This is a genomic window from Enterobacter sp. J49 (genome assembly GCF_002148625.1).
In the GTDB taxonomy this organism is placed as follows: domain Bacteria; phylum Pseudomonadota; class Gammaproteobacteria; order Enterobacterales; family Enterobacteriaceae; genus Enterobacter; species Enterobacter ludwigii.
This window is the reverse complement of sequence record NZ_MWPY01000002.1, coordinates 1-296: the sequence shown is the minus strand read 5'-3', so window position 1 is coordinate 296 and position 296 is coordinate 1. Positions and strand designations below refer to the sequence as shown.

Below are 296 nucleotides of genomic sequence, written 5' to 3'. Positions count from 1 at the left end.
GACACAGACTGTCTGATGAAAAGTAAATAGCAAGGCGTCTTGCGATTGAGACTTCAGTGTCCCCTTCGTCTAGAGGCCCAGGACACCGCCCTTTCACGGCGGTAACAGGGGTTCGAATCCCCTAGGGGACGCCACTTGCTGGTTCGTGAGTGAAAGTCACCTGCCGACATATCTCAAAACTCATCTTCGGGTGACGTTTGAGATATTTGCTCTTTAAAAATCTGGATCAAGCTGAAAATTGAAACGACACACATGTTAATGTGTGTTCGAGTCTCTCAAATTTTCGCAAACCGGTG

Annotated in this window: 1 tRNA gene; it reads left to right on the top strand. The window is 47.6% G+C overall.

The annotated features are described in order from the left end of the window. The first annotated feature begins 58 nt into the window (after positions 1-58). Positions 59-134 (top strand) — tRNA-Glu (locus BJP35_RS00010). The last annotated feature ends 162 nt before the right edge of the window (positions 135-296 follow it).